At 38.1% G+C, this 24640-nt stretch carries 29 protein-coding genes; 13 read left to right on the top strand and 16 right to left on the bottom strand.

Going from position 1 to position 24640, the window contains the following annotated elements; genetic code table 11:
* Positions 1-15 precede the first annotated feature (15 nt).
* Together ACFOSX_RS05095 and ACFOSX_RS05090 are read right to left on the bottom strand one after the other, a co-directional pair.
* Positions 16-465, bottom strand: a complete 450-nt coding sequence (locus tag ACFOSX_RS05095) for a ferritin-like domain-containing protein (RefSeq protein WP_386097665.1) — start codon at positions 463-465, stop codon at positions 16-18.
* A gap of 231 nt (positions 466-696) precedes the next feature.
* Positions 697-1194: a DUF6252 family protein gene (locus ACFOSX_RS05090; protein WP_386097663.1), complete on the bottom strand. Its 498-nt coding sequence runs from the start codon at positions 1192-1194 to the stop codon at positions 697-699.
* Between the two features lie 168 nt (positions 1195-1362).
* Here ACFOSX_RS05090 and ACFOSX_RS05085 point away from each other — a divergent pair, with 168 nt between their 5' ends.
* From ACFOSX_RS05085 to ACFOSX_RS05060, 6 genes are all read left to right on the top strand, one after another.
* Positions 1363-1917 (top strand): 30S ribosomal protein S16, encoded by a 555-nt coding sequence (locus ACFOSX_RS05085; RefSeq protein ID WP_386097661.1) that lies wholly within the window; start codon positions 1363-1365, stop codon positions 1915-1917.
* Between the two features lie 157 nt (positions 1918-2074).
* Positions 2075-2602, top strand: coding sequence for a ribosome maturation factor RimM (rimM, locus tag ACFOSX_RS05080; protein ID WP_386097659.1), 528 nt, complete (start codon positions 2075-2077; stop codon positions 2600-2602).
* A 76-nt stretch (positions 2603-2678) separates the two neighbouring features.
* Complete coding sequence (locus ACFOSX_RS05075) at positions 2679-3392, top strand: tRNA1(Val) (adenine(37)-N6)-methyltransferase (protein WP_386100226.1); 714 nt, start codon at positions 2679-2681, stop codon at positions 3390-3392.
* 110 nt (positions 3393-3502) lie between these two features.
* The gene (locus ACFOSX_RS05070; RefSeq protein ID WP_386097657.1) at positions 3503-4681 is read left to right on the top strand and encodes an acyl-CoA dehydrogenase family protein; all 1179 of its coding nucleotides are present in this window, start codon (positions 3503-3505) and stop codon (positions 4679-4681) included.
* Positions 4682-4691: 10 nt separating this feature from the next.
* Positions 4692-5354: a hypothetical protein gene (locus ACFOSX_RS05065; RefSeq protein WP_386097655.1), complete on the top strand. Its 663-nt coding sequence runs from the start codon at positions 4692-4694 to the stop codon at positions 5352-5354.
* A gap of 48 nt (positions 5355-5402) precedes the next feature.
* Positions 5403-6299: a serine/threonine protein phosphatase gene (locus ACFOSX_RS05060; RefSeq protein WP_386097653.1), complete on the top strand. Its 897-nt coding sequence runs from the start codon at positions 5403-5405 to the stop codon at positions 6297-6299.
* A gap of 8 nt (positions 6300-6307) precedes the next feature.
* Here ACFOSX_RS05060 and ACFOSX_RS05055 read toward each other — a convergent pair whose 3' ends face one another.
* The 8 genes from ACFOSX_RS05055 to trmB all read right to left on the bottom strand — a co-directional run bounded on the left by ACFOSX_RS05055 (position 6308) and on the right by trmB (position 11644).
* The gene (locus ACFOSX_RS05055; RefSeq protein WP_386097651.1) at positions 6308-6643 is read right to left on the bottom strand and encodes a ferredoxin; all 336 of its coding nucleotides are present in this window, start codon (positions 6641-6643) and stop codon (positions 6308-6310) included.
* 156 nt (positions 6644-6799) lie between these two features.
* Positions 6800-7369, bottom strand: a complete 570-nt coding sequence (locus tag ACFOSX_RS05050; RefSeq protein ID WP_386097649.1) for a hypothetical protein — start codon at positions 7367-7369, stop codon at positions 6800-6802.
* 52 nt (positions 7370-7421) lie between these two features.
* On the bottom strand, positions 7422-8483 hold the full coding sequence (locus ACFOSX_RS05045; protein WP_386097647.1) for an NAD(P)/FAD-dependent oxidoreductase: 1062 nt from the start codon (positions 8481-8483) through the stop codon (positions 7422-7424).
* 9 nt (positions 8484-8492) lie between these two features.
* The gene (locus ACFOSX_RS05040; RefSeq protein WP_386097645.1) at positions 8493-8732 is read right to left on the bottom strand and encodes a NifU family protein; all 240 of its coding nucleotides are present in this window, start codon (positions 8730-8732) and stop codon (positions 8493-8495) included.
* A gap of 3 nt (positions 8733-8735) precedes the next feature.
* Positions 8736-9872, bottom strand: a complete 1137-nt coding sequence (locus ACFOSX_RS05035; RefSeq protein ID WP_386097643.1) for an Mrp/NBP35 family ATP-binding protein — start codon at positions 9870-9872, stop codon at positions 8736-8738.
* 121 nt (positions 9873-9993) lie between these two features.
* Positions 9994-10338, bottom strand: a complete 345-nt coding sequence (locus ACFOSX_RS05030; RefSeq protein WP_386097641.1) for an MGMT family protein — start codon at positions 10336-10338, stop codon at positions 9994-9996.
* Entirely contained in the window at positions 10338-10967 is a 630-nt protein-coding gene (locus ACFOSX_RS05025) for a LysE family transporter (RefSeq protein ID WP_386097639.1), read from the bottom strand. The genes ACFOSX_RS05030 and ACFOSX_RS05025 overlap by 1 nt, the downstream gene beginning before the upstream one ends.
* Before the next feature lie 2 nt (positions 10968-10969).
* Entirely contained in the window at positions 10970-11644 is a 675-nt protein-coding gene (trmB, locus tag ACFOSX_RS05020) for a tRNA (guanosine(46)-N7)-methyltransferase TrmB (RefSeq protein ID WP_386100223.1), read from the bottom strand.
* Positions 11645-11701: 57 nt separating this feature from the next.
* On the opposite strand from trmB, the gene ACFOSX_RS05015 reads away from it, so the two are divergent.
* The gene (locus ACFOSX_RS05015; RefSeq protein ID WP_386097637.1) at positions 11702-12751 is read left to right on the top strand and encodes a glycosyltransferase; all 1050 of its coding nucleotides are present in this window, start codon (positions 11702-11704) and stop codon (positions 12749-12751) included.
* On the opposite strand, the gene ACFOSX_RS05010 is transcribed toward ACFOSX_RS05015, so the two are convergent.
* Both ACFOSX_RS05010 and ACFOSX_RS05005 read right to left on the bottom strand, forming a co-directional pair.
* Entirely contained in the window at positions 12725-13726 is a 1002-nt protein-coding gene (locus ACFOSX_RS05010; RefSeq protein WP_386097635.1) for a sensor histidine kinase, read from the bottom strand. The two genes, ACFOSX_RS05015 and ACFOSX_RS05010, sit on opposite strands and share 27 nt — an antisense overlap.
* Positions 13727-13764: 38 nt before the next feature.
* Positions 13765-14451 (bottom strand): response regulator transcription factor, encoded by a 687-nt coding sequence (locus ACFOSX_RS05005; RefSeq protein WP_386097633.1) that lies wholly within the window; start codon positions 14449-14451, stop codon positions 13765-13767.
* Positions 14452-14674: 223 nt separating this feature from the next.
* On the opposite strand from ACFOSX_RS05005, the gene ACFOSX_RS05000 reads away from it, so the two are divergent.
* The 3 genes from ACFOSX_RS05000 (at position 14675) to ACFOSX_RS04990 (ending at position 18032) form a co-directional block, all read left to right on the top strand.
* On the top strand, positions 14675-16489 hold the full coding sequence (locus ACFOSX_RS05000) for a T9SS type A sorting domain-containing protein (protein ID WP_386097631.1): 1815 nt from the start codon (positions 14675-14677) through the stop codon (positions 16487-16489).
* A gap of 73 nt (positions 16490-16562) precedes the next feature.
* Positions 16563-17543: a LuxE/PaaK family acyltransferase gene (locus ACFOSX_RS04995; RefSeq protein ID WP_386097629.1), complete on the top strand. Its 981-nt coding sequence runs from the start codon at positions 16563-16565 to the stop codon at positions 17541-17543.
* Positions 17544-17585: 42 nt separating this feature from the next.
* A complete protein-coding gene (locus ACFOSX_RS04990; RefSeq protein WP_386097627.1) occupies positions 17586-18032 on the top strand; it encodes a YHS domain-containing (seleno)protein in 447 nt (148 codons plus the stop codon).
* Between the two features lie 83 nt (positions 18033-18115).
* Here ACFOSX_RS04990 and tyrS read toward each other — a convergent pair whose 3' ends face one another.
* Positions 18116-19411 (bottom strand): tyrosine--tRNA ligase, encoded by a 1296-nt coding sequence (gene tyrS, locus ACFOSX_RS04985; RefSeq protein WP_386097625.1) that lies wholly within the window; start codon positions 19409-19411, stop codon positions 18116-18118.
* A 93-nt stretch (positions 19412-19504) separates the two neighbouring features.
* On the opposite strand from tyrS, the gene ACFOSX_RS04980 reads away from it, so the two are divergent.
* Positions 19505-20521 (top strand): NAD-dependent epimerase/dehydratase family protein, encoded by a 1017-nt coding sequence (locus ACFOSX_RS04980; RefSeq protein ID WP_386097623.1) that lies wholly within the window; start codon positions 19505-19507, stop codon positions 20519-20521.
* Between the two features lie 7 nt (positions 20522-20528).
* Here the strand turns inward: ACFOSX_RS04980 and ACFOSX_RS04975 are convergent, their stop codons facing one another.
* The 3 genes from ACFOSX_RS04975 to ACFOSX_RS04965 are packed head-to-tail and all read right to left on the bottom strand — an operon-like array spanning position 20529 to position 23052.
* Entirely contained in the window at positions 20529-20981 is a 453-nt protein-coding gene (locus tag ACFOSX_RS04975; protein WP_386097621.1) for a DUF4296 domain-containing protein, read from the bottom strand.
* Positions 20978-22321, bottom strand: a complete 1344-nt coding sequence (locus tag ACFOSX_RS04970) for a dihydroorotase (RefSeq protein ID WP_386097619.1) — start codon at positions 22319-22321, stop codon at positions 20978-20980. Before ACFOSX_RS04970 ends, ACFOSX_RS04975 begins: the two co-directional genes overlap by 4 nt.
* Before the next feature lie 2 nt (positions 22322-22323).
* Entirely contained in the window at positions 22324-23052 is a 729-nt protein-coding gene (locus tag ACFOSX_RS04965; protein ID WP_386097617.1) for a polyprenol monophosphomannose synthase, read from the bottom strand.
* A gap of 118 nt (positions 23053-23170) precedes the next feature.
* On the opposite strand from ACFOSX_RS04965, the gene ACFOSX_RS04960 reads away from it, so the two are divergent.
* A complete protein-coding gene (locus tag ACFOSX_RS04960; protein ID WP_386097615.1) occupies positions 23171-23821 on the top strand; it encodes a DUF4271 domain-containing protein in 651 nt (216 codons plus the stop codon).
* Between the two features lie 16 nt (positions 23822-23837).
* Positions 23838-24587, top strand: coding sequence for a uroporphyrinogen-III synthase (locus ACFOSX_RS04955; RefSeq protein WP_386097613.1), 750 nt, complete (start codon positions 23838-23840; stop codon positions 24585-24587).
* The last annotated feature ends 53 nt before the right edge of the window (positions 24588-24640 follow it).

Below are 24640 nucleotides of genomic sequence, written 5' to 3'. Positions count from 1 at the left end.
TAACCTGTCAGTATCTTAGGATACCAATTCTTCTTTTACTTTCACCGTGTTGATGGATGCTTGTATGGCATCTCTATGTTTGGTCAACATGGTATCGATTGTTGGCGGTAAATCTCTGTCCGAAAGTACATCATTGTAATCTTCAAGACTTGCTTCTTCACCTCTAATCGCTTCTTCTAAAATCGCTTCCTCGTTGTTTGTTGAGAAGGTTGATTTTAGCGACATCCAATTTCTGTGCATCGTTCCTGTAAAACTGCCATTTTCTTTTGGTGTCTCATTATAACGGTTAATCTCTGTTTTGATTTCTTCCGCAAAAGTTTCGCGCTCATTGGCTCGGTTGGTAAAGAAAATCTTTAAGTCACTACTATCTACATTTTCAATGGCATTTCTATACCCTTTTTCTGCGTCATAATTTTTGACTAATAATTCGTTTAATTGGTTTGAAATTTTTTCTGAATACTTCATAATTCGTTCTAATCATTTTTAATTTCAATAAGTTATTTATAGATGCGTATCGTTTCACATCTGCATATATAGTATAAGCAAAAGTGTTCGATTTAACAAATAAATTAACATATTTTGTAAGAAAAAGACTTCTTTTAACGAAAATTAACAAGAATCCCAATAATCCTTTTAAATTAAGGGGCGTAATGCTCTATAATTGAAATCTATGAAAGAAAAATACTATAAACAGAATTAATCCGGAAGCGCAAGAAGACCTCCAGTTAATGACACCTTATAAAGTACACCACCAATAAAGTTAACGGAACGTAATCCGTCTTCAGAATAGGCATTAAACCAAAAGTTACCTATAACACGTTTAGGATCAAAATCATCAACATCCGTTACTTCAAGAAACCCTTCGCCGGGATATACACTGATACTTGGGTCTGGCATATTGTTGGTTGAATAAATGGTGCCGTCTGCATCTTTAAAAATAGCGACCGATCCCGTCTCTGGTCCAATTTCATAGGAACCGCGTCTATCGTCTGAAGCAATCAATTGTAACACTTCCGCACCTCTTCGGCCTTCAAAAAGGAAGCCGCCAAAATCAATATCCGCTGCAAAAAAATCAGCTTTCCAAGTTTCACCTTCTTGATTCGCTTGCATGGCCGGATTGTTAAATTCAACATTATCTGTACACCCTAACATAAGAAAGGCAAGTAAAACCAAGAGATATGTAGATTTCTTCATGATGTAATTGTTTTGTAGCATTGTTTATTCGAAACGAATAATAGATCTCAAAAGTATATTATTTTTTAAAATAAGTTCTTCATAATTAAAGTCTTGAAAATTAAAAAAATAAATTATCTTTGCGCCCTCATTAATAACAGAGGTCGAGAACCTCACTAATTAATTATTATGCCTGTAAAAATCAGATTACAAAGACACGGTAAAAAAGGAAAACCTTATTACTGGATCGTAGCAGCGGATTCCCGCTCAAAAAGAGATGGTAAATATCTTGAGAAATTAGGATTTTATAATCCAAACACAAACCCTGCAACTATTGACTTAAACGTTGACGGTGCAGTACAGTGGTTACAAAACGGTGCACAACCAACAGATACAGCTAAAGCATTGTTATCTTATAAAGGTGCCATGTTAAAGAACCATTTAGCTGGTGGAGTACGTAAAGGTGCATTAACTGAAGAGCAAGCTGAAGCAAAATTCAACGCTTGGGTGGAAGAAAAAGCAGCTAAAGTAGAAGCTAAAGAAAGTAAATTGAGTAAAGCTGAAGCGGATGCTAGAGCTAAAGCTCTTGAAGCTGAAAAAGCGATAAACGAAGCACGTATTGCAGCCGCAACTCCAGAAGTTGAGGAGAATGTAGACGCTACTGAAGAAGTTGAAGCTTTAGAAGTTGCAGCCGAAGAAGGTGCAGCAGCGGCAGATACTGAAGTAGCAAACGAAGAAGAGTAAAACTTTAAGATTTTATACTTTTGACCCTGACTTTCTGAAAGAAACGTCAGGGTTTTTTGTGAAATCGTATTTTGACTGTAGACAACACGTCATTGAACAAATCCTGCTACAAAGCGGGATCTATATAAAAGAGATACCCGCTTCCGCGGGCAGTGTCATGAAAAAAGAAGATTGTTTTTACCTCGGAAAAATCGTAAAGAAGTACAGCTTTAAAGGAGAAGTCCTAGCTAAGTTAGATACCGATGAACCCGAGCTTTATGATAATTTAGATGCCATATTTATTGATCTACGTGGTAACCTTGTTCCATTTTTTATTGAAGCGTCACAATTGCATAAATCGGATTTATTACGTTTAAAGTTTGAAGATGTTACTACCGAGGCAGACGCCGATACCCTTATAAAAACCGAATTATACTTGCCTTTAGAGATGCTTCCAAAGCTTGAAGGCGATAAATTCTATTTCCATGAAGTCATCGGGTTTAAAATTGAAGATAAAAACTTCGGAGAAGTTGGCACAATCACTGGCATTAACGACAGCACAGCACAGTCCCTTTTTGAAATTGACCGCAATGGCACAGAAATTTTAATTCCCATGAATGACGAGTTTATTGTTAAGGTGGATAGAAACAATAAAAGGATTGTAGTGGATACGCCAGAGGGTCTTATTGACCTTTATATTCAATGATTTGTCATGCTGAACTTGTTTCAGAATCTATACAAATCTTTATGAGATGCTGAAACAAGTTCAGCATGACAGAAAAATGGAAAGACCATTCAAATTCAAACAGTTTACAGTTAATCAAGACCAATGCGCCATGAAAATTGGCACGGATGGGGTGTTATTAGGTGCTTGGGCTTCATTAAATCATAATCCAAATACCATTCTAGACATTGGTGCAGGCACAGGGGTTATCGCCTTAATGATGGCACAGCGTAGTAACGCAATAACCATAGATGCCTTGGAAATTGACCCTGATGCCTATGAGCAATGCTCAGAAAACTTTGAACAATCGCCTTGGGCAGACCGCTTATTTTGTTACCATGCGTCTTTATTAGAATTTGCAGAAGAAATTGACGACAGCTACGATAGTTTTATTTGCAATCCACCATTTTACGCTGAAGATTACAAAACAGAAAATGAAGCCAGAGATACAGCGCGGTTTCAAGATGCTATGCCATTTGAACATTTGGTATATGCAGTTTCAAAATTACTTTCAGAAAATGGTCTGTTTTCATTAATACTACCTTACAAGGAAGAAGAGCATCTCATAGATTTAGCATTTCAAATTGGGCTAAAATCTTCTAGAGTATGTCGTGTTAAAGGCAATCCGGATTCTGGGATTGTTCGGAGTTTGATTGAATTTTCATATCAGGATTCAGACCTTCAAACTTCAGAATTAATTATTGAAAAAGAGCGACATAATTATACTGAGGATTACGTCAATCTCACCAAAGATTTTTACCTGAAAATGTAAGTTCGCCATTGGGCAATGCAAACGTTTTCGTTACATTTGACCCATAATGGGTTTTTGGTAATTTTTTACGCCCATTTCAAGTATAATTCCAACGATTAAAGCAATTTATAATGAAGCCCGATTTATTTGAAGCTCCAGATTATTACAACATAGATGACCTACTTTCTGACGAGCATAAACTTGTGAGAGACGCGGCCCGTGACTGGGTGAAACGCGATGTTTCTCCGATTATAGAAGAATACGCCCAAAAGGCAGAATTCCCAAAACAAATCATTAACGGCCTTGCTGAAATTGGTGCCTTTGGACCTTACATTCCTGAAGAATATGGCGGTGCCGGATTAGACCAGATTTCTTATGGTATTATTATGCAAGAAATTGAGCGGGGCGATTCTGGAGTTCGTAGTACGGCTTCGGTACAATCGTCTTTGGTGATGTATCCTATTTGGAAATACGGTACTGAAGAACAACGCCAAAAATACCTGCCTAAGTTAGCTTCAGGTGAATGGATGGGAAGCTTTGGTCTTACAGAGCCAGACCATGGAAGTAACCCTGCTGGAATGACGACCAACTTCAAAGATATGGGTGACCATTACTTATTGAATGGCGCTAAACTTTGGATTAGTAATTCTCCATTCTGTAATGTTGCCGTTGTTTGGGCTAAAAACGAAGAAGGCCGTATACATGGTTTGATTGTTGAGCGTGGCATGGAAGGTTTTTCCACACCAGAAACGCACAACAAATGGTCATTAAGAGCATCCGCAACTGGAGAATTGATTTTTCAGGATGTAAAAGTGCCAAAAGAGAATTTATTACCTAATAAATCTGGATTAGGAGCACCTCTTGGTTGCTTGGATTCGGCTCGTTATGGTATTGCTTGGGGCGCTATCGGCGCCGCAATGGACTGCTACGATACTGCGTTGCGTTACTCTAAAGAACGTATTCAGTTTGGAAAACCTATTGCAGGTTTCCAGTTACAACAGAAGAAATTGGCGGAAATGATTACCGAAATTACAAAGGCACAACTTCTAGCTTTAAGATTAGGACAACTAAAAAATGAAGATAGAGCAACCTCAGCACAAATTTCTATGGCCAAACGAAATAATGTGGATATGGCCATAAAAATTGCACGTGAAGCCAGACAAATGCTCGGTGGTATGGGAATTACTGGGGAATACTCTATAATGCGCCATATGATGAATCTAGAAAGTGTAATTACATATGAAGGCACACATGATATTCATTTGTTGATTACCGGGTTGGATATCACAGGTATTAATGCTTTTAAATAAAGTAAAGATTATGAAACATATATTCATTGTAAGCCTAGCCCTGTTGAGCTTGTGCGCAGTAGCGCAACAAAAGCCAAATAATGAGGTAAGTCTAGATGCCTTAACCACAGAAACACAATTTAGCAGTGATAGCCCCGATTTAGTCGAATTTATTTGGTGGATACCGAATGAATTCTGGGAAGCCTCATTTTCACAAGATCCATCAATCTCAGCTAGTGAAGCCCAAGAAATTGTCAGCCTAGTTGAAGATTACACTATCGTCATTGCACTTAAAGGTAAAATTGGGGTGTTTGGTGGCATCAATTATGAGGACGTGGATCACATTCAAAAAGAATTCACCGTCACTTATAATGGAACCGATTTACGATTGATTGGCGAAAAAGAGCTGAATGCAGATACACGTAACTTTATAAGTATGATGAAACCAATGATTAGTAATATGCTAGGTCCAATGGGCGAGAATATGAATTTCTTCATATATGACAATAAAAAATCGCCGATAAACGTGTTTGAAGAGGGTTACATCCAATTCACGTTGGGCGATTACGAAACAGGCACAGAACTACCGCTTGGTAGTTTATTACAAGAAAAACAGTGCTCGGTAACCAAAAAACTACACAATGGTAAATGGAGTTACTGTCCTTACCACGGTGTTCCATTGACAAATAAATAGTCCATAAGCCTCAATCAAAATGAGGCTTTTTTTATGTAATTTGCTGAAATGTCTTCCAAGAGCAGATTAAATAGGGCTTATAACGATGCCAAACGAATTCCTTTTAATTCGGAATCCAAATTTGTCATCTTCAGTGATTGTCATCGTGGCGATAATAGCTTTGCGGATGATTTTGCAAACAATCGGAATATCTATTTCCATGCCCTGAAGCATTACTATAACGAAGGCTTTCAGTATTGCGAGTTAGGCGATGGTGACGAACTTTGGGAAAATTTATCGTTTGAATCAATTTTCTACGCCCACAAAAATGTGTACATGCTTTTGAAACGCTTTCATGACGAAGAGCGTCTTCACATGGTATGGGGCAATCATGATATGGTGTATCGCAATCCAGATTATGTAAAAAAACACCTGTATTCCTATTTCGATAAAAAGACAGGAAAAGACATGGACTTGTTTTGTGATATCGTTTATAACGAAGCACTTATACTTCAAAATGAAGACACAGGCCAAGAACTTTTTATGTGTCACGGTCACCAAGCCGATTGGTGGAATTTCTTGTTTTGGAAATGGAGTCGATTTATGGTACGCATCCTTTGGAAACCTTTAAACGTTATGGGCATTGCCGACCCTACAAGTCCGGCGAAAAACTACAAGGAACTCATTAAAATTGAACGTCGTACCAAAAAATGGATTATTAAGAAAGACAACCTCATTACCGTGGTCGGGCACACACATCGCCCACGATTCCCTGAACCAGGCGACATCGCATACTTCAATGACGGAAGCTGTGTACATCCACGTAGTATCACAGGCTTAGAAATTGAAAACGGGAGTATTTCCTTAGTAAAATGGAATATTGAAACTTCTGATGATGGAGCCTTAAAAATCGTTAGGACGCTTTTGGAGGGCCCTCAGAATTTGGCGGGTTATAAAACGGAATAACTGCTTATTTAAGACTCTGGCGCCAACTCTACCTCCAAACCTTCAAGCTCTGGTGTAATGTGTATTTGGCATCCCAATCGGCTGTTATCTTCGACGTAAAATGCTTCAGACAGCATGGCTTCTTCGTCATCTTGCATTTCAGGTAACTCGTGATTTGACTTGATATAACATTGGCAGGAAGCACACATCGCCATACCACCACAAACACCAATAGTCCCTTCCGGCGCCAGTTCAAAAGAACGTACCACTTCCATTAGGTTCATGGCCATGTCCGTCGGGACTTCCACTTTGTGGGTAATCCCCTCGCGGTCGATAATGGTAATTTTTATGTCGTGGTTTTCCATTTTGAGATGCTTCGAAAGCTAAGTATAATGTTTTATATAAGGTTTGTTACGGAATATTAGCTGTGATTTAGCGATAAACGAAAGATAACAAATGTGAATTGATTCCGATTAAGTAACTCAATGGCTATAACCTAACAATGGGTTTAAACACAAACTTTAATCAGATAAATCTTGGGTTAATTGTAATGCTCCGACGTAGCTACCATTTACGGTTCCGAAATCATTAGTCACAAATGTAAAGTTTAGCGTGTAGATATTATTGGTACGTTCGACTGTTAAATTCCCTGAAATTATTTGATTTTCGTCAATGTCATTTGAGCTAATTATACAATTATTCTCTACAACAATATTAGTTGCAATATTGGTTTCATTTAGCGATGGTTCAGTCGTATTTAATTCGTAGTTGTAAGTTCCGTTAGCCAATTCAGTTGCAGAACTTGAGGTTACATTAAAAATAACGCCTTGAGTCAAGTTGTTGGAGAAATCACAAGCTTCACCGTACCATTCGTTGTTAATTATAGTTCCGTTTATTAGATAAATTGCATGTTTACTGTTATTAGTTCCGTCAAAGGCTGACAAAATAAATCCATTCGGGATAGAATATTCGGTTCCGCTTATTGTAAAATCAGATTCAATTTGGCTTTGATCATCATCATTATCATCTGATGAGCAAGCCAAAATTAATAATCCGATTAAGATTCCAAGTAATAAATTGAGAATTTTCATTTCGTAAATTTTGGGTTTAAATTATTTGCAACATAAAGATTAGAAAGTAAAATTACTCAATCTTTTTTACAACTGCCTTCGGCGCTTCCTTGCGTGTACCGTCAAATCCATCAACACCAGCTACAGTTGTATATTTCATGACATAACGTTTTCCTGGATTAATAATTTTATAAGCAGATTGACACATCAACGTAGCTTCATGGAAACCACAGAGAATCAATTTCAATTTACCAGGGTAAGTATTAACATCACCAATGGCAAAGATGCCTGGGATGTTCGTTTGATAGTCTAAAGAATTGTCAACCTTAATGGCATTCTTTTCTATCTCTAAACCCCAATTGGCAATAGGTCCGAGTTTAGGAGATAGTCCAAATAAGGGTATAAAATGGTCGCACTCAATTTCGAATTCCTTTTCAATATGTTCGGCTTGTTTAACCACCACACCAGCAACTTTCTCATCACCAAGAATACCTATAACCTCAGCTGGAGTCACTAGGTTTATTTTTCCAGCGTTTTTAAGTTCTTGTACTTTTTCGACGGAGTCTAGATGTCCTCTAAATTCATTACGTCGGTGGATGAGCGTTACTTCGCTGGAGACATCACTTAAAAAAATACTCCAGTCTAAAGCAGAATCACCACCTCCAGCAATAACCACACGTTTATTCCGATAGAGTTCTGGGTCCTTAATGATATATTCTACGCCTTTGTCTTCAAAATTTGCAATGTTGTGAATGAGTGGTTTACGCGGTTCAAAACTTCCTAAACCTCCTGCAATTGCTACTACTGGTGCTTGGTGTTTTGTCCCTTTGTTCGTAGTTACGATAAAACTCGCATCTTCTTGTTTTTCTATAGTATCTGCGCGCTCGCCGAGAGTAAATCCAGGTTCGAATTGCTTACATTGTTCTAGCAACTTATCGGTAAGGTCGCCCGCCAAAATTTCGGGATAGGCAGGGATATCATAAATCGGTTTTTTGGGATATATTTCAGAACACTGACCGCCTGGCTGTGGCAAGGCATCAATAAGATGACATTTCAACCTTAATAAACCTGCTTCAAAAACGGTAAACAAGCCTGTTGGGCCAGCCCCAATTATTAGAATATCTGTTTTAATCATATAAACTAGCTACTCAACGTTAATCACTTGTTCAATCTGTGGTGCATACTTTTTAATAGTCATTTCCACACCAGATTTCAAGGTCATTTGATTAACACTACAAGACGTACACGCCCCCAAAAGTTGAACTTTTACGCTTTTACCATCCTCGATAGACAACAGCGAAATGTCTCCGCCATCACTTTGAAGGAATGGCCTTATTTCATCTAATGCCTTTTCGACATTTTGTTTTAATTCTTCTGAATTCATAGTTTATTTTTTAACGGCTGAACAGCCCGCCATTGTGGTAATCTTAATAGCTTCGGTCGCAGGGAGATTCTCATTTCTCGCCACAGTTTGTTCTACAACATTTTTTGTAATGTCATTAAAGGCATCAGCGATTGGTGTATTTTCTTGTAAAGCGGCAGGTCTTCCGATATCACCTGCTTCCCTTACGCTCTGTACCAAAGGTACTTCACCTAAAAATGGCACGTCTAAATCTTGCGCCAAATATTGAGCTCCTTTTTCGCCAAAGATGTAGTATTTGTTATCTGGTAATTCAGCCGGCGTGAAATACGCCATATTCTCAATAATCCCTAAAACAGGAACATTAATACTTTCTTGCTGAAACATGGCCACTCCTTTTTTGGCATCGGCCAAAGCCACGTTTTGCGGTGTACTCACCACAACGGCTCCTGTAATGGGAAGGGCCTGCATAATGCTTAAGTGAATATCACCTGTTCCTGGTGGTAAATCCAATAAAAGAAAATCCAACTCGCCCCAAGCGGCATCAAAAATCATCTGATTTAATGCTTTGGATGCCATTGGTCCTCGCCATATAACAGCTTGGTCTGGCCGAGTAAAAAATCCTATAGACAGTACTTTTACACCATGATTTTCTACTGGCTTCATTTTTGATTTGCCATCCACATTTACTGAGAGCGGGCGTTCGGAAGCAACATCGAACATTATCGGCACTGAAGGTCCGTAAATGTCAGCATCTAAAATCCCAATATTAAAACCCATCTTAGCTAAGGTCACGGCAAGATTGGCTGTTACCGTAGATTTTCCGACACCACCTTTACCAGAAGCGATAGCAACGATATTTTTTATGCCAGGAATAGGATTCCCTTTGATAACATTGGTTTTATTTTCTACTGGTGCTTCTACTTTAATATTGACCTTTACCTGAGCTTTTTCATACACCATTCTGTGAATGGCTTGCATGATTTCCACTTCGGTTTTTTTGCGTGCCTGAAGACTTGGATTGCTTATAGTTAAATCCACGATGACCTCATCGGCAAAAGTGACAATATTGGTTACAGCGCCACTCTCTACCATATTGGCGCCTTCGCCAGGCACTGTGATGGTTTTAAGGGCATTTTGTATATCTACTTTGTTTATTTTCATACTATATCCTGATAGACAGGAAACTCTTTATTAAGACTAATTCTAAACAGCAAAGATACTATGAAATGTTGTATTTAGAAATGATTTAAATTGAATTGCTTGATGCTTTGATTCGAATTATTTATCCTTCAAACTCCTCTAATTCTTTAGTTGGGTCCCAGAAATGCTTTTCAAAATTTTGAATTTGATTATCCTTCACTTTTATGCCCTCGTTTTCGAGAAGTTGTTGCATGAGGTTGGTGCCTTCAAAATGATGTTTACCACTTAATAAACCAACTCTATTCACCACGCGATGCGCTGGCACATCCTTTCCGAAGGAGCCATTCATGGCATAACCGACAATCCGTGCGCTTCTTACAGCACCCAAATATTTGGCTATAGCACCGTAGCTTGTGACGCGCCCTTCAGGAATCAATCTAGCGACATCATACACTTTTTCAAAAAAACCAAGCGTTTCTGGCTTCATTAGATTTCCATTAAAATATTAATGAATGTAACGAGCGCCACAATTCCGGTGATTCCGCCAATTATGTAATTCATGTTTTTTTGTGAAGTAAACGCCTTGTCCTTAATTTTATCAAAAAAGAAAATATACATATAGAGCATTACAAAGGTACCCATTGCGGCTCCCGTAACATAAGTGATGATGCTCAGGCGTTCAAAATCCATAACACCCCAAGAAGCCAAGGTAATAGTCATGTAAGCCTGATAAGGAATAGGAAAAACATTAAGCACAGATAGTAACATTCCATGAAAAAAACGTCCGTGACGACTGGTAATTTCCGTTTCCACTTTTGGCTCAGGGTTTTTAGAGGCCAGTACCAAAAAGTAAATGGTAATGAGCACAAAAAGTACAAAAGCCACACGTTGCAAAATCTCTACAATATCTGGTCTATTGGATAAATAGCGTGCAAAAATGGTGGCAATGTAGGTTTGAATAAAAACCACTAAAGAAACCCCAGAAGAAAACATAATGCCTCTCCCCGCACCTTCTTTTAAGCTAATTTTTGCGGCCGTCATGTTGAGCAATCCAGGCGGAATAACTCCAATTAAGGACACAATTAGCCCAAGGAAGAAGATAATGGTAATACTCAAGTTTAGTTGATTTTAAACCGAATATACGTAATTGCTTTGTCTTGTTCTAAATATTGACTTTCGTAAAAGGTCTGTACCGAGGTTACCTCATCTGGGCTTCCTTCTAACTTATAGACGTTATGGTTGGCATACAACACCTCATGGCCTGCGCCATGCAACAAGCCCAACGTATAGCCATGCATAAACTCGCTATCGGTTTTGAGATGCATCAATCCACCCGGTTTTAGAATTTTTTTGTAGCGCTCTAAAAACTGTAGGTTAGTCATTCTGTGTTTGGTCCTTTTGTACTTAATTTGCGGGTCTGGGAAGGTAATCCATATTTCATCAACCTCGTTTTCTGCAAAGGCATGGTCAATCAGTTCTATTTGTGTTCTTAGAAAATGGGCATTCGGAATATTTTCCTCAATCGCTGTTTTTGCACCACGCCAAAATCGGGCGCCTTTAATATCTACTCCAATAAAATTTTTGTCTGGAAATCGCTGTGCCAGAGCGACCGTATATTCGCCTTTACCACAACCCAACTCTAAAATTACGGGATTGTCGTTTTTAAAAACCTTTGTTCTCCATTGCCCTTTTAAATCAAAATCTGCACCAACAAGTTCATCGCGCGTCGGCTGGTGGACGTTGGCAAAGGTTTCGTTTTCCTTAAAGCGTCTTAATTTGTTCTTACTTCCCACTTTTATTTGATATTTTGGCAAAACTAAGCAAAGATTTTAGGACAAGCTATAGCTTTTATGAAACGAATTTTGGTTGCACCGTTAAATTGGGGATTGGGACATGCCACACGGTGTATCCCCATCATTAATGCGTTGCTGGATTTTAAGTTTCAAGTCACCATAGCTTCGGATGGGCTGGCATTGGATTTACTTCGGAAGGAATTTCCGAATCTTAATTATTTAGAACTACCTTCTTATAACATCACTTATCCTGAAAACGGAAACTTTAAATCGCATTTTTTGAAGCTGGCACCCTCCATTTTGAAGGCGATTAAATCCGAAAAAAAAGTTGTTCAAAATTATGTAAAGAGGCATCAGATTGATGGTATCATTTCCGACAATCGGTATGGCGTAAGACATCCTAATGTGCCTTCAGTTTTTATCACTCATCAACTCAATGTGATGAGTGGCGCAACAACATGGCTGAGTTCAAAACTACAACAACAACTTATTTCAAAATTCGATGTTTGCTGGGTTCCAGATTTTAAAGACGAACCGAGTCTAAGTGGAAATTTAGGCCATTCAAAATTTGATAAAATTCCTGTTAAATATATTGGCCCTCTTTCGCGCTTAAAGAAAAAAGACTTGAGCCTTAAATACAAACTCTTGGTTTTGCTATCGGGGCCAGAACCCCAACGCACGTTGTTAGAAAATAGCCTTAGAAACCAATTAAGAAATTACACTGAACCGATGCTTTTTGTTCGTGGTGTAGTGACTTCAGATAATCAAAAAAAGATTGAAGGCAATGTGTATTTTGTAGATTACATGATAAGTGCCGACTTGGAAATTGCCGTAAACCAAAGCGAAATCGTATTGGCTCGCTCTGGTTACAGTACCATTATGGACTTAGCGTCGCTTGAAAAGAAGGCTTTTTTCATTCCAACGCCCGGACAGTTTGAACAAGAGTATTTAGCAAAACGCTTAGACGAATTAAATATAGCACCATGCTGTCTTCAAACTGAATTTAATCTTGAAAAATTAAAAGCTGTTGTAGATTATTCAGGCTTTAAAACACAAACTTCAAATATTGATTTTGAAGATTTATTTCGCTTTTTCGAGCGTAAATGAGAACTCTGAGCCGACGCCGATTTCACTTTCTACATATAATTTTTCGTCGTGAGCTTCAATAATATGTTTAACGATGGCCAAACCGAGTCCGGAGCCACCTTCCTTACGTGAGCCACTCTTGTCTATGCGGAAAAAACGCTCAAACAAACGTGGAATGTTATCCTTGGAAATTCCTTCGCCATTATCCGTAACGCGAACAATGATTTTATTTTTTATGAGATTTTCAATATTGACTTCGGTGGTGCCTTTCTCTTTTCCGTATTTAATACTGTTTACAATGAGATTGGTTAACACCTGCTGAATGCGTTCTTTATCAGCAAAAACATAAATTGGTTTGGTGTAGTCACGGTCAAAATCGAGCGTGATTTTCTTTTTCCCCGCTTTCATTTCGAATAAATCAAAAACGTTTTTAACTAATTCAATAATATCAAACCGTTGCTTATTCAAACTTAAATCACCGACTTCGAGCTTGGTAATCATATCCAAATCTTTAATGATATAGCTAAGTCGTTCCACACCTTTACTAGCTCGAGACAGGTATTTCTCGCGTAGTTTTTTATCGTCCATTGCACCACCGAGTAAGGTTTCAATATATCCTTGCACCGTAAATAGCGGTGTTTTTAGTTCATGGGACACATTACCAATGAACTCCTTTCTGTATTCCTCACGCACTTTAAGGGTTTCAATTTCTAGTTTTTTCTCGTTGGCGTATCGGTCTATCTGTCTGGTTAACGTTCCCATATCGGTGGTGATGGGTTGACGCCTTAAATCAGCAGATTCTAACAAGGTTAAATCGTCATAAATCTTTTTAACGCGCCGGTATATAAATCGCTCAACACGGTATTGCACAATGACAAAAGACAACGGATAGCAAATCAGAGGGAAGAACAGCATTTGCCATTTGAGTTGGTGTAAGACGTAAAAGAAGACCACCATCAATAAGGTCACAAAAATTGTGAGGTAGAGCGCTGTCATTATGGCGAACTTATATGTTCTCCTGAAATTTCTTTGCATTAGTCTACAAACTTGTAACCAACACCTTTAACGGTTTTAAAGGATTTATCACCGATTTTTTCGCGGAGTTTTCGGATATGAACATCGATTGTTCTACCGCCAACCACGACTTCATTACCCCAGACTTTGTCTAGGATTTCTTCGCGCTTAAACACTTTATTAGGCTTGGTTGCTAATAAAGATAACAATTCAAACTCTTTACGTGGTAAAATAATCTCTTTGCCTTTGTGGGATATTTTATATTCTTCGCGATTAATGACCAAATCCCCGATTTTAAGAATACTATCGACCTTAATATTGTTGTCTTTAAGTCTCCTCAATAAGGCTTTCACTTTACTAACCAAGACTTTAGGCTTGATGGGTTTTGTGATATAATCATCTGCACCCGCTTCAAAACCAGCAACTTGTGAGTAATCTTCACCTCTTGCAGTTAAAAATGTAATTATGGTTTCGCTCAAATCCGGGATTTCCCTGAGACGCTCGCAGGCTTCAATACCGTCCATCTCGGGCATCATCACATCCAGAATGATAAGATGGGGTTTTTGTTTTTTAGCAACAACAATAGCTTCAGCACCATTTTCTGCTGTAGATACTTGGTAGCCTTCATTAGATAAATTGTATCCTACAATTTCTAGAATATCTGGTTCATCATCCACCAGTAAAATCTTGATGTCCTTTTTCTTCACAACTGAAAGATTAAATCTTTGTAAATATAAGGTTAATCGTTAAAAATCTAATGCGCTCGTTTTAATGGTAACATTACCATAACACTGATATTTGAAAAGACTTTCCTACAAGGTGATGGAGTCAATGTTATTATATTGTAAAGAGCACTTAATCAGTCTCAATTACGTCAAAGGTTACTTTAATTTCTTCGTATATTTACGTGCTAATTTTACAAAACACATTATGAAAAAACTTTACTTTTTACTTTTTACGATTTTAATTTCGGTAGCGTCTTTTGGGCAGACAACTCTCGCTGCTCAAGATTTTGAAGGCGCTTCAGGAGATACTTGGACTTTTATTGAAACTCCAGGCACTTATAATGTCAGTGGCGACGTTTGGGCAAATGTCACGTCTGTTGGGACAATTACAAATCCTCAAAATGGTACGAATTTCTGGGGAATGCAAGATCTAGAAAACACTAATGGAGGAGGAGCTTTTGATCACACTTTGGCCTTCTCAAATGTGAACGTCTCTGGTCAGACGAACATCTTACTGACATTCTATTTCCAAACTGTTGGTTTCGACTCAACAGATACCATAAGGGTCGAATTCTTTTTTGATGACGTCTCTCAAGGGGAAGAGTCGATGGCCAAAGATACAGGTGGTGCATGGAGCCTTTTTTCGAAGGTTGTGCCTGATGGTACTTCAAGCGTAAGATTTACAATTTTAGCTAGACAAAATGGAGGTTCAGATTATGCGGGTATCGATAATATTTTATTAGAATCTGGCGCAGTAACTGATCCTAGTTTATCCATCATAGCACCTACAGAAGGTGAAACTGTAAATTCTGGAACCGCTGGCTTTAATGCAACATTAGATGTTCAAAACTTTACGGTTTCTAATGATAATGGAATGGGTGCGAGTGATAATTCTGGAGACGGTTATATCCAATACACAATTGACTCGGATGCGGCTATTAATAAATTTGACGCTAGTGCAATTGTGATTACGGGGTTATCTGCAGGTCCGCATTCTCTAACGGTAGAATTGGTAGATAACTCAGGGATGCCCCTAACTCCAGCAGTTAGCTCTGTCGTAAATTTCACAGTTAATAATATTGTTCAAAATCTACCTTATTATGAAGGTTTTGATTATACTGTGGGTCAAAATCTAGGCGATCAAAACATATGGTCAAACATTAATTCTGGTGATGACATTGTAATAGCCGGGCCTGGAGGCTTAACCTACACAGGTTTAGCTGGGAATTCACAAACTGGAAACCATGTGACTTTTGATGGCAGTGGTATGGAGTCTAAATTAGAATTCACCCCAACAACGTTGGGCCCTGTTTATTCTTCATTTCTATTGAATGTTGCCGACTTAAGCGCAATAACCGACCTTGCCGATGGAGGCTATATCGCCGCTTTGGCTGGTTCAGATTTTGGGTACGACGTTAGAGTTTGGGTTCGACCAAATACAGATCCTGTATCCTCTACCTATGATATGGCAATAACATCTTTAAGCTCCTCGACCGATGGGATAGTATTTTCTGGAACTTATAGCGAAGGAAACACCGTCCTGGTTGTAATGAGTTATGACCCTACAAATGGCTCTATCAAAGGATGGATAAACCCAACAAGCTTAGGCGGAGCGGAACCAGCACCTGATTTTACTGAAACAGATGCAAACCCAACAAATGTAATTGATAGATTCTTTTTACGACAAGATTCTGCTGGAGAAACTCCTTCTTTGTTATTTGATGAGTTACGCATTGGAACAACTTATGCTCAAGTTACTCCAATGACCCTTTCTAATGTTGACGTTAGATCGTTCAATTTCTCATTATACCCTAACCCAACATCAGAAGGTTACGTCAACATCTCAACAGTGAACAATGATGACGTTCAGGTTGCGGTTTATGACATTCTCGGTAAGCAAGTAAAGAATGAAACTTTAAAAAATGAGCGTTTAGATGTCTCTAACTTAAAGTCTGGTGTTTACTTACTAAGACTAACACAAAATGAAGCAACGGTAACTAAGAAATTGGTCATCAACTAAGCATTTATTTTTAGATATTGAAAAAGCGCTATCCAATACGGGTAGCGTTTTTTATTTTGTCTAATTTTGAACTGTGGAACTCACCAAACGCATATTTACCATTTCCTCTGAGCACGACTTTAAGTTAGTAGCCTTAGATGTCTTTCGGTTTCAGCATGAACATAATAAGGTTTACCGTTCTTACTGTGATTTGCTGTACAAACATCCGAGCGATATTAATCAAATTGAAGATATTCCGTTTTTACCTATTCAGTTTTTTAAGTCGCATGTTGTTGTTAGTTCTGGTGCTCCAATTGACATTACGTTTTCAAGTTCGGGAACAACGGGAAGTATCACCAGCAAACACCATGTTACTGATATAAACATTTACGAGCAGAGTTTTATAAAGGGATTCAATCATTTCTATGGCACTATTGAGGACTATGCCATTCTTGCCTTGTTGCCCAACTATTTAGAGCGCGAAGGGTCTTCACTTGTTTATATGGCAGACCGTTTGATTAAAGATTCCGAGCATCCTCAAAGTGGTTTTTATTTAAATGATTTAAATGCCTTATCAGCAACCCTTCAACATCTTGAAAACCAAAACCAAAAGACACTGTTGATTGGTGTCTCTTTCGCGTTATTGGATTTAATTGAAACCCAATCCTTCAACTTGAAGAATACCATCATCATGGAAACTGGTGGCATGAAAGGACGACGCAAGGAAATCATCAGAGTAGAATTACATAACATTCTGAAAAAAGGCTTTGGGGTTGACCACATTCATAGCGAGTATGGTATGACGGAGCTGTTGAGTCAGTCCTATTCTAAAGGTAATGGTATATTTGAATGTCCGCCTTGGATGCGCGTTCTCACACGAGAAACGGAAGACCCCTTCAGTATTCAAGCTATTGGTAAGTCTGGCGGGTTAAATATTATCGATTTGGCCAATGTCAATTCTTGTTCATTTATCGCCACGCAAGACTTGGGACGTGTTTATAATGATTGTACTTTCGAAGTTATCGGACGTTTTGACCATAGTGATATTAGAGGTTGTAACTTGATGGCTTTGTAAGTAAAGCTTCAAAATAAAGACTAACTTTTAAAACCACACATTATGAAATATCTTTTGTTGATTACGTTTTCAATCTTCAGCTTAAACCTTATTGGACAATCAATTGACTACAATCTTAAAAAAGGTTATGTCGCCGAAGGTTACGATGTAGTCTCCTATTTTGAAAACAAAGCTGTGGAAGGCAAAAAAGAATTCAGTTTAACACATGATGGCGTAAAATTTAAATTCAGTTCTAAGACGAATCTTGAGGCCTTCAAGCAAAATCCTGAACAGTATATACCACAATACGGTGGCTATTGCGCTTACGCGGTTGCCGTGAAATCCAAGAAAGTCGGTATTGACCCTGAAACTTTTGAAATACGAGACGGAAAGCTCTATTTATTCTATAATTCTTGGGGTAATAACACCCTAGAAACTTGGCGAGAAAATAATGTGAAAGGTTTACAGAAAAAAGCCGACAAAAATTGGGAAGCTATAAAAGATTTCTAATTTCTATGAAAAAGAAAAACTGATTATAGTTTTAAAGTTGATTGGTTGGTTGAGTGCCCGGGGTGATTACCGGGCACTTTCTTTTATACCACTTTTATAATGTAAGTGCTTTTCTTTCCACGATTTAAAATAATGTATCTATCATTAATTAAATCTTTGGATGTCAACTGATAATCTTCTTTTACCTTTTCTTTATTCACGGAAATTGAGTTTTCTTTAAGCGCGCGCCTGGCTTCTCCGTTAGATGCTAAAAAATTGGTCTGGGCAGATAATGCTCCAATCATGTCCAAGCTTTCAAAATCTAATGTTGTGATTTCAGCTTGTGGCACACCTTCAAACACATCTAAAAATGTACGCTCATTTAAGGTTGCAATATCTTCTTTAAAGGATTTACTAAAAAGAATATTAGAGGCACGCTCCGCATTTTCAAACTCTTCTTCCGAGTGTACCATTTTTGTAATCTCTTCTGCCAAACGGCGTTGCAACTGACGTTGATGCGGTGCTTCTTTGTGTGATTCTACAAGCGATTCAATGTCAGACTGAGATAAAAACGTAAATATTTTAATATACTTTTCGGCGTCTTCATCACTACTGTTTAACCAATATTGGTAGAATTTATAAGGCGAAGTACGCTCAGCATCTAACCAGACGTTACCGCCTTCGGACTTTCCAAACTTAGAACCGTCACTTTTGGTAATCAGTGGACAGGTAATAGCAAAACCTTTACCGTTACCGATACGACGAATCAGTTCCGTTCCTGTAGTAATATTCCCCCATTGGTCACTTCCGCCCATTTGTATGGTGCAGTCATTGGCTTTGTACAAATGCAGAAAATCATACCCTTGAACCAGTTGATAGGTAAACTCGGTAAAACTCATACCTTCTGAAGTAGATTCCGAAGAAATTCTATTCTTTACAGAATCCTTGGCCATCATATAATTGACTGTGATATGCTTACCGACATCACGAATGAATTCCAAAAAGGAGAATTCTTTCATCCAGTCGTAATTATTCACCAGAATTGCTGCATTTTGGGCATCACTTTCAAAATCCAAAAAATGAGCCAATTGGTTTTTTATCGCCTCTTGGTTGTGTCGTAGAGTTTTTTCATCGAGCAGATTTCGTTCGCTCGATTTCCCTGAAGGGTCACCAATCATACCCGTTGCACCACCGACCAAAGCCACAGGTCTATGCCCGCTTCTCTGATAATGCGCCAATAACATAATAGGCACCAAATTACCGATGTGTAGCGAATCTGCCGTTGGGTCAAAACCTACGTAAGCACTTCGCATAGCTTCGCTTAAATGTTCTTCCAGGCCTGGCATACTGTCGTGCAACATGCCTCTCCACTTTAATTCATCAACAAAATTGGTCTTCATCGGTAAGGGTTTATTCGAGAAAATTACAAGGGCAAAGATATGTTTCCGACCCGAAAGAGAAAAGACAAAACCAAAAAAGACTAACTTCGCTATATGGTCTTAGTTACAGGTGGCACAGGATTGGTTGGTTCGCATTTGTTGTTTGAATTACTTCAAACTGAAACCCAAGTACGTGCCATTTACCGAAGAGCCCACAAACTCGATTTGGTAAAACGCGTGTTCTCCTATTATTCTGAAGATTTTGAAGCCCTTTTCAATAAAATTGAATGGATTGAAGCGGATATTACTGATATTCCGAAACTAGAAATTGCGTTTGAAGGTGTCTCCAAAGTTTACCATTGTGCCGCCTTTGTCTCTTTTGAACCCGATAAGTTTGAAACGCTTCGTAAGATTAATATTGAAGGGACTGCCAATATCGTGAACTTATGTATAGCACATAAGGTTGAAAAAATGGTTCATGTCAGTTCTATTGCGGCAATTGGCCAACCCACCAGCAATCAAATAATTATTACTGAGGAAACAGCATGGAACCCTGAAGCAGATAATAGTGTGTACGCCATTACAAAATATGGTGCTGAACTAGAAGTTTGGCGCGGTTCGCAAGAGGGTTTGGACGTTATAATTGTTAATCCTGGTGTTGTCATTGGCCCAGGCTTTTGGCGAAGTGGTAGTAGCGGTAGCATTTTTACACGTGTCAATAAAAATAACACTTATTATACTAAGGGAACATCAGCCTATATCGACGTTGTAGATGTTGCCAAAACCATGATTACATTAATGAATAGCAGTATTAAAAATGAAGGCTATATTTTAATAGCAGAAAATTTGACTTTTAAAACCTTTTTGGATACTGTGGCAAAGGCTATAAATGTTCCACCAACAAAAAAGGAAGCGAACCCTTGGCTGTTACATCTACTCTGGCGATTGGATTGGCTAAAACATAAGATTACCGACTCTAGAAGGCGTATGACCAAACAGTTAGTAAACTCCCTAACGTCAAGGACTACCTATGATAATTCAAAAATAAAAGGTGTATTGGATTTTAGCTTTAAGGACATCTCAAAGTCTATTGATGATACCGCAAAGTGGTTTCTTGAAGACAAAAAATAACTAAAATTTACTGACGCTTCTTGTCGGTTGCTATTATAGGTTTAGTTTCTTTATTAGCATTGACCTTTTTTAAGGAATCCCTTTTTCGTTTTGCTGCTTCTTTTATATCAGTTTCAGCCTTTTCTGCAGCTTCTTTTTCTTTGACAAGACGTTGTCTTACAGCAGCGATTATTTCTTGATAGGCCTCAATATCATGAGCGTAGTAGGCATTGCTTTGTGCAAACTGTGTGCTATCGATGCTATGTTTTTCTAGAATATACTTTTCTGGATTTACGACTTCATTCTCTAATAGTTTTCTGTTGATCCCTTTTGCAGAATTAATGATAAACATATCGTACAAAACGTTATGCATTTTGTCTTTGGAAATCAAATTATCAGGCTTCGGTGGCTTTACCGATTTCTCGCAAGACATTGTAAGTCCTAAGAAAAGAAGTGTAAAAAATACTAGTCTTGTTTTCATCGATTAAAAGTTAAACGTTTTCCGGCACGTGGCTCCATTACTTCAAAATTCTCATAAACCAATTGGCCATTTAAAATGGTATGGGTAATTCTACTTCTAAAGGTTCTACCTTCAAACGGTGACCAACCACACTTATATAATATGTTGTCTTTGTTTACCGTCCAAGGTTTATTCAAATTCACCAAAACCAAATCAGCATAATAGCCTTCCTTAATGTAACCCCGTTTCTCAACGTTAAACAGAATGGCAGGATTATGGCAAAATTTCTCTACAATCTTTTCAATTTTGATTTTACCTTCGTGATGTTTCTCCAATAAGGCCACATATGCATGTTGCACCAACGGCCCGCCTGATGGTGCTTTGGTATAAACGTTATTTTTCTCTTCTATGGTATGCGGTGCATGGTCTGTAGCTATGACATCTATTCTATCGTCCAACAATGCCTTCCACAATTGTTCTCTGTCTTTTGCTTTTTTTACGGCCGGATTCCATTTAATTCGTGTGCCTTTTTCCTTATAGTCTTCATCTGAAAACCACAAATGATGGATACAGACCTCAGCAGTAATTTTTTTGTCTTTTAGTGGTTTGGCATTATCAAACAAGGCCGTTTCTTTTCCAGTGGATAAGTGAAATACATGTAAACGCGCTCCCGTTTTCTTGGCCAAGGCAATGGCTTGTGAGCTCGATTTATAGCACGCTTCCTCACTTCGTATGACGGGATGAAACTCCATTGGAATATCATCACCATACTCAGCTTTGTACTCCGCCATGTTTTTGCGTATGGTGTCTTCATCTTCGCAGTGCACCGAAATGACCATATCTGTACTACTGAATATTTTTTCAATCACCTCAGGGTCATCTACCAGCATATTTCCGGTTGAGGAACCCAAAAATAATTTTAAACCTGCTACCGTTTTTGGGTCTACTTTGAGGATTTCTTCCAAATTATCATTAGTCCCACCAAACATAAAGGAATAGTTGGCATAAGAAGAGTTTGAAGCGATTTCAAACTTTTCTTCCAGCTTCTCCACCGTTGTGGTTTGCGGATTGGTGTTTGGCATTTCAATAAATGAGGTAATCCCTCCGGCTATGGCCGCTCTAGATTCGGTTTCAATATTAGCCTTATGGGTTAATCCCGGTTCCCTAAAATGCACTTGGTCGTCAATGGCGCCTGGTAATAGATAATTGCCTTCGGCATCAATGACATTCATATCGGCAGACTTTACGCTTATTGAGGTGTCAATTTTTTTGATGATATCATCTTCAATCAATAAATCACCTTCAAAAATCTGGCCTTCATTGACCATCTTTGCATTCTTTATAAGTAGGGTATTCTTCATATTTAACTATACGATTTAAAAAAGCTCTTCCACTTCATATTTATCACACCAAAAATAGCTTCGGAAATAATCCCACCACTCATTTTTGATTTTCCTCGCGTTCTATCTGTAAAAATCACTGGAATTTCTACGATTTTAAAACCACGTTTGTAAGCGTTGAATTTCATTTCAATTTGAAAGGCATAGCCTAAAAATTTAATGGACTTCAAGTTAATTGCCTCAAGTACTTCTCGTTTATAGCAGACAAAGCCGGCCGTTGTATCATGAATATTCATCCGTGTTATAAAACGAACATATTTTGAAGCTCCGTAGGACAAAATAATACGAGACATCGGCCAATTGACCACATTAACACCTTTAACGTAGCGCGAACCTATGGCAACATCCGCACCATCTACCTTGCACGCCTTATACAAGCGTACCAAGTCTTTCGGGTTATGGCTAAAATCAGCATCCATTTCAAAAATGTACGCGTAGTCTTTAGCCAAACACCACTCAAAACCAGCAATGTAGGCACGCCCTAGACCCTGTTTTTTTTTACGATTAAGGATAAAGAGTTTACCCTTGAATTCACTTTGTAGAGCTTCAACTCGTTGTGGGGTTCCGTCAGGCGAATTGTCATCAACAACCAATATATGAAACCACTCATCTTGAGCAAACACAGCCTTGATTATAGGCTCAATGTTTTCAATTTCGTTGTAAGTAGGAATGATGACTATGGCATCCGTCATTGCAGTGCTTTTGACAAAAATAACCTTTTTGTAGTTTTATCGGTGTCCAAAACTAGACTTTAGAACGCTTTATTTCTCATAATTATTGGTTAAATTATGCGACCAAATCAGGCACTGAATGAGAGAATTTATAACCCACGAATGGCTTACAATTTTATGCTTTGCAGGCCTCCTGTTTATTACATTCGCTAAATTACTCAATAGTGCCAGGTTCTATGATTTTATTGCATTAGCGGGCAACTCTAAGTACCTTAAGATTTATTCGAAAGACCAAAAATTCATTGACCTTTTTGACGGTTTGCTGTTTACCAACCTTGTTATTTCTCTTAGCATTTTTGCACATATTGCTTATTCAAACTTAGTGGACCCAATAGCGTTTTCAATAGTTCCCTTTTTAAGATTGGTGTTTGCAGTAGCCGTTATTCTTTTGGTTAAAACTCTAATTGAGCGACTAGTCGGTAGCCTGTTTGATATAGAGTCTATATTGGAAAGCTATCTTTTTCAGAAAACAGCTTATAAAAATTTAACCGGGATTGTTCTTCTTATTTGCAACCTCATTTTATTGTATGCATTAGAGCCAAACGAAATACTCATTTATGTTGCCATAAGCCTTGCTCTATTGGTCAATATCATGGGATTCATAATCACTTACAAAACGCATCTAAATACACTAAATCGGCACTTATTTTATTTTTTGTTGTATCTTTGCGCTCTCGAAATCGGGCCTTATGTTATTTTATATAAGGTGATTACAGAGTATAACACGTAAAACAAGCGTTTTGTCTATGAAAGTGAAAACGATTTTAGTGTCGCAACCGGAGCCAAAAATTGAAAATTCCCCATATTTCGATTTGGAGGAAAGACAAAAGGTAAAGGTAGATTTTAGACCTTTTATCCATGTTGAAGGCGTTCCTGCAAAAGAGATAAGACAGCAGAAAATTGATCTCAATAATTACACCGCTATAATTTTAACGAGCCGTAATTCTGTGGATCATTTTTTCAGAATTGCTGATGAAATGCGTTTTAAGGTTCCAGACAGCATGAAATATTTCTGCCAGTCTGAAGCAGTAGCTTATTACCTTCAAAAATATGTTGTATACAGAAAGCGTAAAATTTATGTTGGGAAACGTAATTTTGAAGATCTTTCACCTTTAATCAAAAAGTATAAAGACGAAACTTTCTTATTGCCAACAACAGATAAAGTAAAACCAATTATCCCTGAAACCTTAGATGGTTTGAATGTTAAATGGACACAGGCCACTTTCTACAAAACAGTAATTAGTGACTTATCTGACTTGGCCAATGTATATTATGATATTTTGGTTTTCTTTAGCCCGTCGGGAATTGAATCCTTATTTCATAATTTCCCAGATTTTGAACAAAAAGACACACGTATTGCAGTTTTCGGAAACACAACAATTAAAGCTGTCGAGCAAAAAGGATTGCGCGTAGATATTGCTGCACCAACACCTGAGACGCCGTCTATGACCATGGCACTTCAGAAATACATTAAAGAAGTCAATAAAGGAAAATAGTAAGATTTTTGAAAGCATAAAAAAAGCGATTTACCAAAGTAAATCGCTTTTTT

Origin of the sequence: Winogradskyella maritima, from assembly GCF_042650215.1 — a bacterium.
Classification (GTDB): domain Bacteria; phylum Bacteroidota; class Bacteroidia; order Flavobacteriales; family Flavobacteriaceae; genus Winogradskyella; species Winogradskyella maritima.
Note: the sequence above shows the minus strand (reverse complement) of the source record. Positions and strands in the feature narration are given on the sequence as shown.